Origin of the sequence: Streptomyces filipinensis (assembly GCF_014649495.1) — a bacterium.
Classification (GTDB): Bacteria; Actinomycetota; Actinomycetes; order Streptomycetales; family Streptomycetaceae; genus Streptomyces; species Streptomyces filipinensis.
Genome location: NZ_BMTD01000003.1, coordinates 488524 through 501692, shown reverse-complemented (window position 1 = coordinate 501692; position 13169 = coordinate 488524). Strand labels below are relative to the sequence as shown.

The following is a 13169-nucleotide window of genomic DNA, read 5'->3' as shown; positions in this document are numbered from 1 at the left end:
GCCCGGAACCACCCATTTCCGGCGTCATCGCCGCGGCCCACCGGTCGCCCGCACCACCAGAAACGAGCACCACCCGCAATGCCCGCTCCCCGCATCAAGTCCCCGCACCTGCTGGTCGCCGAATCCGGCGCCGACCGCGAGGGACACGGCCTGAAGCGCACGATGGGCCTCTTCCAGCTCATCTGCTTCGGCGTCGGCGCCATCGTCGGCACCGGCATCTTCGTCGGCCTCTCCGACTCCGTCGCCCAGGCCGGCCCGGCCGTCGTCGTCTCCTTCGTCCTCGCCGCGATCACCTGCGTCTTCACCGCCTTCTCCTTCGCGGAGCTGGGCGGCGCGATCCCGGTCTCCGGCTCCTCGTACTCCTTCGCCTACGCCGGCCTCGGCGAGTCCACCGCCTTCCTGGTCGGCTGGTGCCTGCTGCTGGAGTACGGCATCTCCATCTCGGCCGTCGCCGTCGGCTGGAGCCAGTACGTCAACGAACTGCTGCACAGCCTCACCGGCGTGCAGCTCCCGGCCGCGCTGTCCGCGGGCCCGGGCGACGGCGGGATCGTCAACCTCCCCGCCGTGATCGTCATCGCCATGGCCTCGGTGCTGCTGGTGCGCGGCGTGCGCGAGAGCGCCCGGGCGACGGCCGCCATGGCCGCGGTCAAGCTGGTCATCCTGCTGGCCTTCTGCGCCATCGGCTACAGCGCCTTCAAGCACGGCAACCTCACCCCGTTCTCGCCGGCCGGCCTCGGCGGCATCGGCGCGGGCACCACGGCCGCGTTCTTCTCCTACATCGGCTTCGACGCGATCACCACCGCCGGCGAGGAGGCCAAGAACCCGCGCCGGGACATCCCGATCGCGATCATGGTCTGCATGGGCATCGTGACCCTGCTGTACTGCGCGGTCGCGCTCGCCGCGATCGGCGCCATCGGCGGCAAGCAGGTCGCAGGCCGCCCCGCGGCCCTCTCCTACGTCGTCAACGAGGTCACCGGCTCCGCCGTCGGCGGCGGCGTGATCGCCTTCGGCGCGGTCGTCGCCATCGCCTCGGTCGTCCTCGCGGTGATGTACGGCCAGACCCGCATCCTGATGTCGATGTCCCGGGACGGGCTGATCCCGCGCGTCTTCGAGAAGGTGAACCCGAAGACCTCCACGCCGGTCGCCGGCACACTGATCGTCGCGGGCGTCTTCGCGCTCCCCGCGGCCTTCGCCTCCCTGGACGCCGTGATGAACCTGTGCACCATCGGCACGCTCGCCATCATGGCCGTCGTCAACATCGTGGTGATCGCCCTGCGCCGCCGCGAACCGGGCCTCAGCCGCAGCTTCCGCGTCCCGTTCTACCCCGTGGGCCCGCTGCTCGGCGTCGCCTTCTGCCTCTACCTGATGTACGAGACCGGCTGGCAGACCTGGCTGCAGTTCGCCGTGTTCCTCGTGGTGGGGCTGCTGATCTACGCCGGCTACGGCCGCCGGCACTCCACGCTGGCCCAGGCGGCCGCCGGGGCCGAGGCTGCCCCCGAGGTCACGCCGAGCGTCGCCGCTGAGCGGGAATCACAGGCAGTCTGAACCACACCGCCTTGCCCGACGGGGTGGGGCGGTGACCGCAGGACGAGCTGAGGGCGCGGATCAGCAGCAGGCCGCGCCCGCCCTCCTGCCAGGGGTCGGGCTCCTCGATCACGGGCCGGGTCAGATGGCCGGGCGGCGCCGGGTCCGGGTCGTGCACCTCGACCTGGCAGCCGGTCGGCAACAGCTCCACCACCAGCTCGATCGGGCCGCGCCCGGCGGTGTGCTCCACCGCGTTGGCCACCAGCTCCGCCGTCAGCAGTTCCGCGGTGTCGCAGTCGGCGGGGTGCTCCACCTCGGCGAGGGCCGTGCGCACCAGGGCGCGTGCCACGGGCACCGCGGCGGCGGTGTGCGGCAGCGCGATGCGCCAGGAGGCCGGTTCGGTGGGGCGTTCGTGCAAGGCGAGTCCGTTCATGGAGCAGGCTGTCCTGCTTTCGACTGTAGGAATGGTACGGGCCCGGCCACCACAGACCGTCGTCGGGCTTCGCCCGGGACCCTCGTCCCCGGTACCGGCGGCTTACCCCGGTGAACGTCCCGCCTCGCACGGCCGCGCCCACTGTTACGGCGCTGTCGCCGACCGGTGACGCGCGTGACCGGACTCGGCCAATCGGACGGTGGTCTGTCGCGTACTCGTGACGACAGTCACAAACAAGTGATAGCTTCGAAGGACCGCGCAACGTACGGCACCGCCCCCCTAGGAGGCCGCACGTCATGAGTCCCTTCACCGGCTCCGCCGCCCGCACCTCCGACTGGGAGCACCTGCGCCTCCAGCTCGCCGACGGGGTCGCCACCGTCACCCTCAGCCGTCCCGAGAAACTCAACGCGCTCACCTTCGGCGCCTACGCCGACCTGCGCGACCTGCTGGCCGAGCTGTCCCGGGAGCGGGCCGTACGCGCCCTGGTGCTGGCCGGCGAGGGACGGGGCTTCTGCTCGGGCGGCGACGTCGACGAGATCATCGGCGCCACCCTCGCCATGGACACCGCCCAGCTGCTCGACTTCAACCGGATGACCGGCCAGGTGGTGCGGGCGATCCGGGAGTGCCCGTTCCCGGTGATCGCCGTGGTGCACGGGGTCGCGGCGGGCGCGGGCGCGGTCCTGGCGCTGGCGGCCGACTTCCGGGTGGCGGACCCGACCGCCCGCTTCGCCTTCCTCTTCACCCGCGTCGGTCTGTCCGGCGGCGACATGGGCGCGGCCTATCTGCTGCCCCGGGTCGTCGGCCTGGGCCACGCCACCCGGCTGCTCATGCTGGGCGAACCCGTGCGGGCGGCCGAGGCCGAGCGCATCGGCCTGATCAGCGAACTGACGCAGGAGGGCCGAGCCGGCGAGGCGGCCGGCGAACTGGCCCGCCGCCTCGCCGACGGCCCGGCCCTGGCCCACGCCCAGACGAAGGCGCTCCTGACGGCCGAGCTGGACATGCCCCTGGCGGCGTCCGTCGAGCTGGACGCCTCGACCCAGGCCCTGCTGATGAACGGCGAGGACTACGCCGAGTTCCACGCGGCCTTCACGGAGAAGCGCCAGCCGAAGTGGCGGGGGAGGTGACCTTTCATGCGTGTGGCGGTCATCGGCGGTGGCCCCGGCGGCCTGTACGCGGCGGCGCTGCTGAAGCGGCTCGACCCGAGTCGTGAGATCACGGTCTGGGAGCGCAACGCCCCGGACGAGACCTTCGGCTTCGGCGTGGTCCTCTCGGACGAGACCCTCGGCGGCATCGAACACGCCGACCCCGTGGTCTACGAGGCGCTGCAACGGGACTTCGTCCGCTGGGACGACATCGACATCGTGCACCGGGGTGTCACACACCGCTCGGGCGGCCACGGCTTCGCCGCGCTCGGCCGGCGCCGTCTCCTCGGGATCCTGCACGACCGCTGCCGATCCCTCGGCGTGGACCTGAGGTTCTCCGCCGAGGCCCCCGCCCCCGACACCCTCTCCGCCGGGTACGACCTCGTCATCGCCGCGGACGGCGTCCACAGCACCACCCGCGCCGCGTACGCCGACGCGTTCCGCCCCCGGGTGAGCGAACACCGCTGCCGCTACATCTGGCTCGCCGCCGACTTCCCCTTCGACGCCTTCCGCTTCGAGATCGCCGAGACCGAACACGGCGTGATGCAGCTGCACGGCTATCCCTACGCGGCCGACGCCTCCACCGTCATCGTCGAGATGCGGGAGGAGGTCTGGCGAGCGGCCGGGTTCGACGAACTCGGTGCACACGAATCCGTCGAGCGCTGCGCCAAGATCTTCGCCGACGCGCTCCGCGGCCGGCCCCTGCACTCCAACAACTCGGCGTGGACGACGTTCCGCACGGTCGTCAACGACCACTGGTCGCACGGCAACGTCGTCCTGCTCGGCGACGCCGCGCACACCGCCCACTTCTCCATCGGCTCCGGCACCAAGCTCGCCGTGGAGGACGCGCTGGCCCTGGCCGCGTGCCTGGCGGAACGCCCCGACGTGCCGAGCGCCCTGGCGGCCTACGAGGAGGAGCGCAAACCCGTCGTCGCCTCCACCCAGCGGGCCGCGCGGGCGAGCCTGGAGTGGTTCGAGAACCTGGGCCTGTACCTCGGCCGGCCGCCCCGCCAGTTCGCCTTCAACCTGCTCACCCGCAGCCGCCGCGTCACCCACGACAACCTCCGGCTGCGCGACGCCCGCTTCACCGAGGCCGTCGAGCGCGAGTTCGGCTGCCCGCCCGGAACACCGCCGATGTTCACCCCGTTCCGGCTGCGCGGCCTGACCCTGCGCAACCGGGTCGTCGTGTCACCCATGGACATGTACTCCGCCCACGAGGGCGTCCCCGGCGACCTCCATCTCGTCCACCTCGGCGCCCGCGCCCTCGGCGGGGCCGGACTCGTCATGACCGAGATGGTCTGCGTCAGCGAGGAGGGCCGGATCACGCCGGGCTGCACCGGGCTCTACACCGGCCGGCAGGCCGAGGCGTGGCGGCGCGTCACCGACTTCGTGCACACCCAGGCGCCCGGCACCGCCATCGGAGTCCAGCTCGGCCACTCCGGCCGCAAGGGCTCCACGAAGCTGATGTGGGAGGGCATGGACGAGCCGCTGCCGCGCGGCAACTGGCCGCTCGTCGCCGCCTCCCCGCTGCCGTACAAACCGGGCAGCCAGACCCCCAGGCAGCTCTCGCGGGCCCAACTGACCGACATCCGAGAGCAGTTCACCGCCGCCGCCTGGCGGGCCGCCCGCGCCGGATTCGACCTGCTGGAACTGCACTGCGCCCACGGCTATCTGCTCTCCGGTTTCCTCTCCCCGCTGACCAACCACCGCGGCGACGCCTACGGCGGCTCGCCGGAGCGGCGGCTGCGGTTCCCGCTGGAGGTCTTCGACGCCGTACGCGCGGTGTGGCCGGCGGAGCGGCCGATGACGGTCCGCATCTCGGCCACGGACTGGGCCGAGGGCGGCACGAGCGCCGAGAGCGCGGTCGGGATCGCCCGCGCCTTCGCCGCACACGGCGCCGACGCGATCGACGTCTCCACCGGGCAGGTCGTGGCCGAGGAGCAGCCGGAGTTCGGGCGGTCGTACCAGACGCCGTTCGCCGACCGCATCCGGCACGAGGTGGGCGTCCCGGTGATCGCGGTCGGCGCGATCTCCTCCTGGGACGACGTCAACTCGCTCCTCCTCGCCGGGCGGACGGACCTGTGCGCACTGGGCCGCCCGCATCTGTACGACCCGCACTGGACCCTGCACGCGGCGGCCGAGCAGGGCTACGACGGCCCCGGCGCCGTCTGGCCCGCGCCCTACCGCGCCGGCCGCAGGCCTCCCCAGACGGGCCGCACGGACGCCCCCAGGCCCCGGCTGTCACTGGGCGGCTGAGATGGGGTACGGCAGCTCGTCCGGGTCGGGCGCGACGCCGGGGAGATGAGCTGGGACCACGGGGAAGCCGGGGCATGCGCGCGCAGGTTCGCCGTCCTGGCGCGCCGGGCCAGGCCGGCCGGGGCCCGGTTCCGCACCTGCCCCCTCACACCCCCGCGAAGCGCGCCCCCGCGTCCCGCAGGCGGGCGTGCAGTCCCCGGAAGACCTCCGCCGAGCGCACACCCGGCCAGCCCGCGGGCAGCAGCGGGGTGGGCAGGCCGGGATCGGTGTAGGGCAGGTGGCGCCAGGAGTCCAGGGCGAGGAGGTAGTCGCGGTAGGCCTCCGCGGGCGGGGTGTCCGGACGGTGCTCCCAGGCGTACAGGACCGGGGCGTGCGCGTCCAGGAAGCGTTCGTGCTCCTTGGCGATCGCGGCCAGGTCCCACCAGCGGGCGACCGCCTCGGCCGTGGGCGCGAAGCCCAGGTGCTCGCCCCGGAAGAAGTCCACGTACGGATCCAGCTGCAGCCGGCGCAGGGTGTGCCGGGTCTCCTCGTACAGCCGGGCCGGGGCGATCCACACGCCGGGGGCCGCCGTGCCGAAGCCCAGGCCCGCCAGCCGGGAGCGCAGCACATGCCGCTTCTGCCGTTCCGACTCGGGAACGGAGAACACCGCGAGCACCCAGCCCGCGTCCTCAACGGGTGTGGTGGCGTAGATCCGCCGGTCGCCGTCGTCCAGCAACTGGCGTGCCTCGGGGGAGAGCTCGTAGCCGGCCGCGCCCTGTTCCGTGCGGGCCGGCAGCAGCAGGCCGCGCCGTTTGAGCCGGGACACGGAGGAGCGGACGGAGGGCGCGTCCACGCCGACCGCGGCCAGGAGCCGGATCAGCTCGGCGACGGGCACCGGGCCGGGCATGAAGCGGCCGTACGCGCCGTAGAGCGTGACGATGAGGGACCTGGGGGCGTGCTGGTCGGACACGTTGATCATTTTAGGTCGTCGGCATCACTGCCGGTCACCTTCGGTGCGCAGCCGGAACCGCTGGAGCTTCCCGGTGGCCGTGCGGGGCAGGGCGTCCAGGAAGACGAACTCGCGCGGGCACTTGTACGGCGCCAGCTCGGACTTGAGGAAGGCGCGCAGGGGCTCGGGGTCGCGTGCGGCCCCGTCGCGCAGCACCGTGTAGGCGACGACCACGTGTCCGCGGGCCTCGTCGGGCCGGCCCACGACCGCCGTCTCCACCACGTCCGGGTGCCGCAGCAGCGCGTCCTCCACCTCCGGTCCGGCGATGTTGTACCCGGCGGAGATGATCATGTCGTCGGCGCGGGCCACATAGCGGAAGTAGCCGTCGGGCTCGCGGACATAGGTGTCACCGGTGACGTTCCAGCCGCCCCGCACGTACTCCCGCTGCCGCGGGTCGGCGAGGTAGCGGCAGCCGACCGGGCCGCGCACGGCGAGCAGGCCGGGCTCGCCGTCGGGCACCGGTGTGCCCTGCGCGTCCTGCACGCGCGCCTGCCAGCCCGGCACGGGAATACCCGTGGTGCCCGGCCGGATGTGCTCGTCCGCGGCGGAGACGAAGATGTGCAGCAGCTCGGTCGCGCCGATGCCGTTGATGACGCGCAGGCCGGTGCGTTCGTGCCAGGCCCGCCAGGTGGCCGCGGGCAGGTTCTCACCGGCCGACACGCAGCGCCGCAGCGGCGAGAGGTCGTACCCGTCGAGCAGCTCCAGCATGGCGCGGTAGGCGGTCGGGGCGGTGAAGAGGACCGAGACACCGTGCTCGGCGATCGCGGGCAGCAGCCGGCGCGGGCCCGCGTCCTCCAGGAGCAGGGAGCTGGCGCCGGCCCGCATCGGGAAGACCACCAGGCCGCCCAGGCCGAACGTGAAGCCGAGCGGGGGGCTGCCGGTGAAGACGTCGTCCGCCCGGGGGCGCAGCACATGTTCCGAGAAGGTGTCCGCGATCGCCAGCACGTCGCGGTGGAAGTGCATGCACCCTTTCGGGTGACCGGTGGTGCCCGAGGTGAACGCGATCAGGGCCACGTCGTCGGCCGCGGTGTCGACCGCCGGGTACGGCGTGCCGGGCCCGGGGCGGTTGAGGAGGTCGTCGGGGCCGTCACCGCCGTACGTGGTGATCCGCAGCCCGGGTATGTCGGCCTTCGCCAGGTCGTCCACCGACCTGATGTCGCACAGCGCGTGCCGCACCAGGGCGATGTCGCACAGCGTGGCCAGCTCGTGCGCGCGTTGCTGGGCCAGCACGGTGACCGCTATCGCGCCCGCCTTGAGGACGGCGAGCCAGCAGGCGGCGAGCCAGGGCGTGGTGGGGCCGCGCAGCAGGACCCGGTTGCCGGGGACCACCCCCAGGTCGCCGGTGAGCACGTGCGCGATCCGGTCGACGCGCTCGCGCAGGTCACCGTAGGCCCAGCTGGGGCCGTCCGGGGTGTGGAAGACCGGGCGGGCCGGGTCGGCGTGGCCCAGGAGTTCGGCGGCGCAGTTGAGCCGGTCGGGGTAGCGCAGCTCCGGCAGGTCGAACCGCAGCTCGGGCCACTCGTCCGGCGGCGGCAGATGGTCGCGCGCGAAGGTGTCGACGTGGGCCGAGCGATGCATGGCGGTTCGCCCCCTTGCCGTGGCTGGCGTCGAGACGGGCGTCGTGATGGGCTCGCGATTCGAGCGTATCGTGTTGGTGACGGCAGTCAAGCTTGCGCGATACCGTGGGAAGTGGGAGGGGGCCGCGACGGCCCGCCCCGGAAGGTGAGGGTGAAGAGGGCCCGGGCCCGCTTCGGGTGGTAGTGGTGAGGGGGCGCGACGGCCCGCCGCGGACGGTGGCGGGGTGGGGGGCCGGTGGCCGGTCCCCCGGACAGGACGGGAGGCGCCGTGGTGGCGTCGGCCCGGACGGCGACGGGGTACGGTCCTGGCGGCCCGCCCCGGAGGGAGGACCGGCAGTGCCCGCATTCTCACTCGGACCGGAGCAGACCGCCTGGTGTGCCGAGCTGCGCACACTGGCCGCCGAACGGCTGCGCCCGCTCGCGGACAAGGGCGAACCGGGACACGTCAACCGGCCGCTCCTCGCGGAACTCGCCCGACTCGGGCTCCTGGCACGCCTGTTCGCCTCCGGCGCCCTCGACCTGTGCCTGATGCGCGAGTCCCTCGCCCAGGCCTGCACCGAGGCCGAGACCGCCCTCGCCCTGCAAGGACTCGGCGCCCATCCCGTGCACGCCCACGGCAGCCCCGCGCAGCGTGAGCGCTGGCTGCCCCGGGTCGCCGACGGCAGCGCGGTCGCCGCCTTCGCGCTGAGCGAGCCCGGGGCCGGCTCGGACGCGGCCGCGCTCTCCCTGGCGGCCGAGCCCGACGGCGGCGAGGGCTGGCGGCTCACCGGCGTCAAGTGCTGGATCTCCAACGCCCCCGAAGCCGACTTCTACACCGTCTTCGCCCGCACCACACCCGGTGCCGGAGCCCGCGGCGTGACCGCTTTCCTCGTCCCGGCCGACCGGCCCGGCCTCACCGGCAGCGCGCTGGAGATGCTCTCGCCGCACCCCATCGGCGCCCTGGACTTCGACGCCGTCCCCGTCGGCGCCGACGACGTGCTCGGCGAGAGGGACCGTGGCTTCGCCGTCGCCATGGGGACCCTCAATCTCTTCCGGCCCAGCGTCGGCGCCTTCGCGGTCGGCATGGCCCAGGCCGCCCTGGACGCGACCGTCGCGCACACCCGGCGGCGCGAGGCGTTCCACGGGACCCTGCGGGACCTGCAGACCGTCTCCCACCAGGTCGCCGAGATGGCGCTGCGCACCGAGGCGGCCCGGCTGATGGTGTACGCGGCGGCGACCGCGTACGACGAGGGCGCCGCCGACGTCCCGAAGCGCGCCGCGATGGCCAAACTACTGGCGACCGAGACCGCGCAGTTCGTGGTCGACACCGCCGTCCAGCTGCACGGCGCCCGCGCCCTGCGCCGCGGCCACCTCCTCGAACACCTCTACCGCGAGGTGCGCGCCCCGCGCATCTACGAGGGGGCGAGCGAGGTCCAACGGGGCATCATCGCCAAGGAGCTGTACGCCACGGCACGACCGGAGGAGGCCCGGTGAGCACCGAGCGCGTCAACCCGCCCGAGCTGTCCCCGCCCACGGGCTTCTCGCACGTCGTCGTCGCGGCCGGCTCGCGCGTGGTGTTCCTCGCCGGCCAGACCGCCCTCGACCCCGACGGCAAGATCACCGGGGGGACCCTCCCCGAGCAGTTCGAGCGGGCCCTCACCAACCTCCTCACCGCCCTGCGCGCGGCCGGCGGCACCCCTGCCGACCTCGCCCGCGTCACCGTGTACGCCACGGACGTGGCCGCCTATCGCGACCAGGTCCGCGAACTGGGCCGCATCTGGCGGAAGTCGGCGGGCCGGGACTATCCCGCGATGGCCGTCGTGGAGGTCGTACGGCTGTGGGACGAGCAGGCGCTGGTGGAGCTGGACGGGTTCGCCGTGCTGCCGTAGGGAGCCCGGGTCAGGCGGCCACCGCGAGCCGCTCGGCCGGGACCCGGCGCGGCGGCACCACGCTGCCGTCCGGGTGCAGTTCCCCGCCGTCGTCGAAGACGATGGAGCCGTCGCACAGCAGGGTCCAGCCCTGCTCGGGGTGGGCGGCCACCGGGTGCGGCGTGCCGGTGCGGGACACGGGGCACCCGGAGGGGGAGGACGGACAGGAGCACATGGCGCACCTCCACATCTGCGGTGAGGGGGCCGGCGCGTTCGGCCGGCACCCGCATACCCAGACCATGCTCCCGCCGTGAACGCCCCGGAACCGCCTGTCGTGAAGCGTGACAACACGCGGACAACTCCCGGACGGTTCCAAGACGCGCCACCGAAGGAGTGACTATCACGCCTGCCGGCCCGGCCGCCCGGTACGAGTGAAGCCCTGAGCTCACGAACACCGGGAGGTACCCCATGCCGGCTCGCCCCGCCCTCGCCGCGGCCCTCGGCGCCGCGGCCCTGCTGTGCGCGGCCGTCGCCCCGGCCGCCGCCGGCGCGTCCGAGACCGTGACCGTCGACAAGACCGGCCACATCACCGAGGACGGCACCGTCACCCTCTCCGGCACCTACCGGTGCACCGGGGCGACGGGCGCCGCCTTCGTCAGCTCCGCGGTCAGCCAGGGCGACAAGGACAGCAAGACCGTGTACGGCATCGGCGGCAGTGTCGCCCGGTGCGACGGCGCCGAGCACCGGTGGGAGAACACCGGGAAGGTCTCGCCGGACTCCCTCAAGGCCGGCAAGGCCCACGTCCAGGCCACGGTGACGGAGCTGCGCTCCAGCGGCCTGCTGTTGCTGCCGTCCTTCCACGCCGTCCAGGCGAAGGACATCACGCTCACCCGGAAGTGACCGGGCTCGCGCCACGCCGCCGGCCGCGGACCCCGGGTACGCGCGGGCCGCGCCGCCGGATCAGGCGCGGCCGCTCACGTCCCGGTCCGCTGCGGCCGGTCCGCGGCGGACCACCCGGCCGTCGGGTCTGCGCAGGGCGGCCACGAACTTGTAGCGGGACCCCCGGTAGACCGAGCGCACCCACTCCACCGGCCGGCCCTCCGCGTCCCGCGAGTGGCGGGACAGCAGCAGCATCGGCAGGCCCACGTCGGTGGCGAGCAACTGCGCCTCGCGCGGGGTCGACAGCGAGGTCTCGATGGTCTCGTCGGCCTCCGCGAGATGGACGCCGTACACCTCGGCGAGCGCCGTGTACAGCGACGGGTAGGTGGCCAGGGACGCGCGCAGGCCGGGGAAGCGGCGCGCGGACAGATGGGTCGTCTCGATCGCCATCGGGTCGCCGCCGGCCAGCCGCAGCCGCTCGATGCGCAGCACCCGTTCGCCGATTCCGATGCCGAGCAGTGCGCAGAGCCTCTCGTCCGCCGGCACCTCCCCGATGTCCAGCACCTGCGAGGCGGGCGTCAGGCCCTGGGCGCGCATGTCCTCGGTGTGCGAGGTGAGCTGGAGCGTCCGGGACAGCTTGGGCTGGGCGACGAAGGTGCCCTTGCCCTGGATCCGGTCCAGGCGTCCCTCGCCCACGAGTTCGGTGAGCGCCAGCCGGATGGTGGTCCGTGAGGTGTCGAACCGCACGGCGAGCAGCCGCTCGGCCGGCATCGCCGAGCCGGGCTGCAACTCCTCGGCCATGGCGAGCAGCCGCTGTTTGATCCGGTAGTACTTCGGCACGCGCGCGGTGCGGCCGGACGCCCCTGAGTACGGCTGGGCGCTGCTGACGTCGGTGGTCATGCCTGCCTTCCCGGCTGTGTCGACGGTCTCCCGTTATAGCGACCAACTGCCCTATGGTCTAGTCCAACTCGCCTCCACCGGGCCAGGTCCAGCCGGACGCCGGGCGAAAGGGGCGGATGTGGACGGACGCGCTCCGGTGACGTTCTCGTAACGGCCGGAATCGGCTTTCCTGGCCACCCTTGACACCCCGAAAGGTCTAGGCCAAGCTCCACCGTACTGGTCTACACCATTAGCGGCCAGGTCCCGAGCCCTACGTGCAACAGCGTCGTACGCAGGTCACCGCCGAGGGCGTGGGGGGTTAGTGGCATCCCTGAGGAGGGTGGCGTGAAGCGCAAGCTCGCTGCCGCGATCGTGATCGCGGGCATGATGGTCTCCGTTGCGGCGTGTGGCGGAAACGACGGCAAGGACAGCGGCAAGGACGCGGGACCGGACAGCTGGAAGGGCCAGACGCTCACGGTCTGGACCATGGACGGCTCCGCGCCGCCGCAGTGGACCAAGGACGTCCAGGCCGCGTTCGAGAAGAAGACCGGCGCGAAGCTGAAGTTCGAGATCCAGAAGTGGGACGGGATCCAGCAGAAGATCACCACGGCCCTCTCCGAGAACAACCCGCCGGACGTCCTGGAGGTCGGCAACACCCAGACCCCCGCCTACGCGGCCACCGGCGGTCTCGCCGACCTCGCCGACCTCAAGAAGGAGACCGGCGCCGACTGGACACCTTCGGTCTCCCAGTCCTCGGTGTACGAGGGCAAGCAGTACGCCGCCCCCTGGTACTTCGCCAACCGCGTCGTCATCTACAACAAGAAGATCTGGGCGAAGGCCGGCATCAAGGACACCCCGAAGACCCGCGACGAGTTCTTCAAGGACCTGGACACCATCGGCAAGAAGACCGACGCCGAGCCCCTCTACCTGCCGGGCCAGAACTGGTACTTCCTCGACGGCCTGATCATCGGCCAGGGCGGCGACCTGGTGAAGAAGCAGGGCGACACGTACGTCTCCAACCTCGCCGACCCCAAGGTCGCCGCGGCCATGGACCTCTACAAGAAGTACGCCTCCTACTCCAAGGCCCCCAAGGACAAGGACGAGGCCACCCCGCAGCAGGCCACCATCTTCGCCAAGGGCAAGACCGGCGCGTTCATCGGCATGGGCTGGGAGGCCGGCACCGCCATCCAGGCCAACAAGGCCATCGAGAAGGACCTCGGCTACTTCACCATCCCCGGCGCGAGCGCCGACAAGCCCGAGGGCGTCTTCCTCGGCGGCTCCAACCTGGCCGTCGCCCAGAACAGCAAGAAGCAGTCGCTGGCCAAGGAGTTCCTGAAGATCGCCCTGTCCGACCAGTACGAGGGAGAACTGGCCAAGCTCAACGGCGTCATCCCGAACAAGACGTCCCTGCAGGGCAACCTCAAGGGCAACGGCGCCGCCGAGGCCGCCGCGCCCGCCGCCGCGGGCGGCGGCACCACCCCGCTGATCCCGGAGTGGGCCGCGGTGGAGAACACCCCGAACCCGATCAAGTCATACATGACCGCAGTGCTCAACGGTAAGGCTCCCGCGGCGGCCGCCAAGGACGTCGAGGGCGAGATCAACAAGCGCCTGGCCCAGCAGAACTGATGTCCCGCCGGGGGCGCC

The 13169-nt window shown here is 72.7% G+C and carries 12 protein-coding genes; 7 read left to right on the top strand and 5 right to left on the bottom strand.

Annotated features, from left to right (window positions below; all coding sequences use genetic code 11):
- Nucleotides 1-78: 78 nt before the first annotated feature.
- Entirely contained in the window at nucleotides 79-1545 is a 1467-nt protein-coding gene (locus IE244_RS10635) for an amino acid permease (RefSeq protein WP_191872793.1), read from the top strand.
- Here IE244_RS10635 and IE244_RS10630 read toward each other — a convergent pair.
- Nucleotides 1502-1957: an ATP-binding protein gene (locus IE244_RS10630; RefSeq protein WP_031169109.1), complete on the bottom strand. Its 456-nt coding sequence runs from the start codon at nucleotides 1955-1957 to the stop codon at nucleotides 1502-1504. The two genes, IE244_RS10635 and IE244_RS10630, sit on opposite strands and share 44 nt — an antisense overlap.
- Before the next feature lie 296 nt (nucleotides 1958-2253).
- Here IE244_RS10630 and IE244_RS10625 point away from each other — a divergent pair, with 296 nt between their 5' ends.
- Complete coding sequence (locus tag IE244_RS10625) at nucleotides 2254-3081, top strand: enoyl-CoA hydratase family protein (protein ID WP_191872791.1); 828 nt, start codon at nucleotides 2254-2256, stop codon at nucleotides 3079-3081.
- A 6-nt stretch (nucleotides 3082-3087) separates the two neighbouring features.
- The gene (locus IE244_RS10620; protein ID WP_191872789.1) at nucleotides 3088-5355 is read left to right on the top strand and encodes a bifunctional salicylyl-CoA 5-hydroxylase/oxidoreductase; all 2268 of its coding nucleotides are present in this window, start codon (nucleotides 3088-3090) and stop codon (nucleotides 5353-5355) included.
- A gap of 145 nt (nucleotides 5356-5500) precedes the next feature.
- On the opposite strand, the gene IE244_RS10615 is transcribed toward IE244_RS10620, so the two are convergent.
- A complete protein-coding gene (locus tag IE244_RS10615) occupies nucleotides 5501-6313 on the bottom strand; it encodes a PaaX family transcriptional regulator (RefSeq protein ID WP_191872787.1) in 813 nt (270 codons plus the stop codon).
- A gap of 15 nt (nucleotides 6314-6328) precedes the next feature.
- Nucleotides 6329-7921, bottom strand: a complete 1593-nt coding sequence (locus tag IE244_RS10610; protein WP_191872784.1) for an AMP-binding protein — start codon at nucleotides 7919-7921, stop codon at nucleotides 6329-6331.
- Nucleotides 7922-8256: 335 nt separating this feature from the next.
- Between IE244_RS10610 and IE244_RS10605 the strand changes: the two genes are divergently transcribed.
- Both IE244_RS10605 and IE244_RS10600 read left to right on the top strand, forming a co-directional pair.
- On the top strand, nucleotides 8257-9393 hold the full coding sequence (locus tag IE244_RS10605; RefSeq protein ID WP_191872782.1) for an acyl-CoA dehydrogenase family protein: 1137 nt from the start codon (nucleotides 8257-8259) through the stop codon (nucleotides 9391-9393).
- On the top strand, nucleotides 9390-9788 hold the full coding sequence (locus tag IE244_RS10600; protein ID WP_191872780.1) for a RidA family protein: 399 nt from the start codon (nucleotides 9390-9392) through the stop codon (nucleotides 9786-9788). Before IE244_RS10605 ends, IE244_RS10600 begins: the two co-directional genes overlap by 4 nt.
- A gap of 10 nt (nucleotides 9789-9798) precedes the next feature.
- Here IE244_RS10600 and IE244_RS10595 read toward each other — a convergent pair whose 3' ends face one another.
- Complete coding sequence (locus IE244_RS10595) at nucleotides 9799-10002, bottom strand: DUF5999 family protein (RefSeq protein ID WP_191872778.1); 204 nt, start codon at nucleotides 10000-10002, stop codon at nucleotides 9799-9801.
- Between the two features lie 233 nt (nucleotides 10003-10235).
- Here IE244_RS10595 and IE244_RS10590 point away from each other — a divergent pair, with 233 nt between their 5' ends.
- Complete coding sequence (locus IE244_RS10590; RefSeq protein ID WP_191872776.1) at nucleotides 10236-10667, top strand: DUF6299 family protein; 432 nt, start codon at nucleotides 10236-10238, stop codon at nucleotides 10665-10667.
- Nucleotides 10668-10727: 60 nt separating this feature from the next.
- Here IE244_RS10590 and IE244_RS10585 read toward each other — a convergent pair whose 3' ends face one another.
- The gene (locus IE244_RS10585) at nucleotides 10728-11546 is read right to left on the bottom strand and encodes a GntR family transcriptional regulator (RefSeq protein WP_191872774.1); all 819 of its coding nucleotides are present in this window, start codon (nucleotides 11544-11546) and stop codon (nucleotides 10728-10730) included.
- A gap of 324 nt (nucleotides 11547-11870) precedes the next feature.
- Here IE244_RS10585 and IE244_RS10580 point away from each other — a divergent pair, with 324 nt between their 5' ends.
- On the top strand, nucleotides 11871-13151 hold the full coding sequence (locus IE244_RS10580) for an extracellular solute-binding protein (RefSeq protein WP_191872771.1): 1281 nt from the start codon (nucleotides 11871-11873) through the stop codon (nucleotides 13149-13151).
- Nucleotides 13152-13169: the final 18 nt, after the last annotated feature.

What these genes read in the sequence shown, in the direction of transcription:
- IE244_RS10635 (WP_191872793.1), top strand. Translation starts at nt 79, where the DNA reads ATGCCCGCTCCCCGCATCAAGTCCCCGCACCTGCTGGTCGCCGAATCC.
- IE244_RS10630 (WP_031169109.1), bottom strand. Translation starts at nt 1,957, where the DNA reads ATGAACGGACTCGCCTTGCACGAACGCCCCACCGAACCGGCCTCCTGG.
- IE244_RS10625 (WP_191872791.1), top strand. Translation starts at nt 2,254, where the DNA reads ATGAGTCCCTTCACCGGCTCCGCCGCCCGCACCTCCGACTGGGAGCAC.
- IE244_RS10620 (WP_191872789.1), top strand. Translation starts at nt 3,088, where the DNA reads ATGCGTGTGGCGGTCATCGGCGGTGGCCCCGGCGGCCTGTACGCGGCG.
- IE244_RS10615 (WP_191872787.1), bottom strand. Translation starts at nt 6,313, where the DNA reads ATGATCAACGTGTCCGACCAGCACGCCCCCAGGTCCCTCATCGTCACG.
- IE244_RS10610 (WP_191872784.1), bottom strand. Translation starts at nt 7,921, where the DNA reads ATGCATCGCTCGGCCCACGTCGACACCTTCGCGCGCGACCATCTGCCG.
- IE244_RS10595 (WP_191872778.1), bottom strand. Translation starts at nt 10,002, where the DNA reads ATGTGCTCCTGTCCGTCCTCCCCCTCCGGGTGCCCCGTGTCCCGCACC.
- IE244_RS10590 (WP_191872776.1), top strand. Translation starts at nt 10,236, where the DNA reads ATGCCGGCTCGCCCCGCCCTCGCCGCGGCCCTCGGCGCCGCGGCCCTG.
- IE244_RS10585 (WP_191872774.1), bottom strand. Translation starts at nt 11,546, where the DNA reads ATGACCACCGACGTCAGCAGCGCCCAGCCGTACTCAGGGGCGTCCGGC.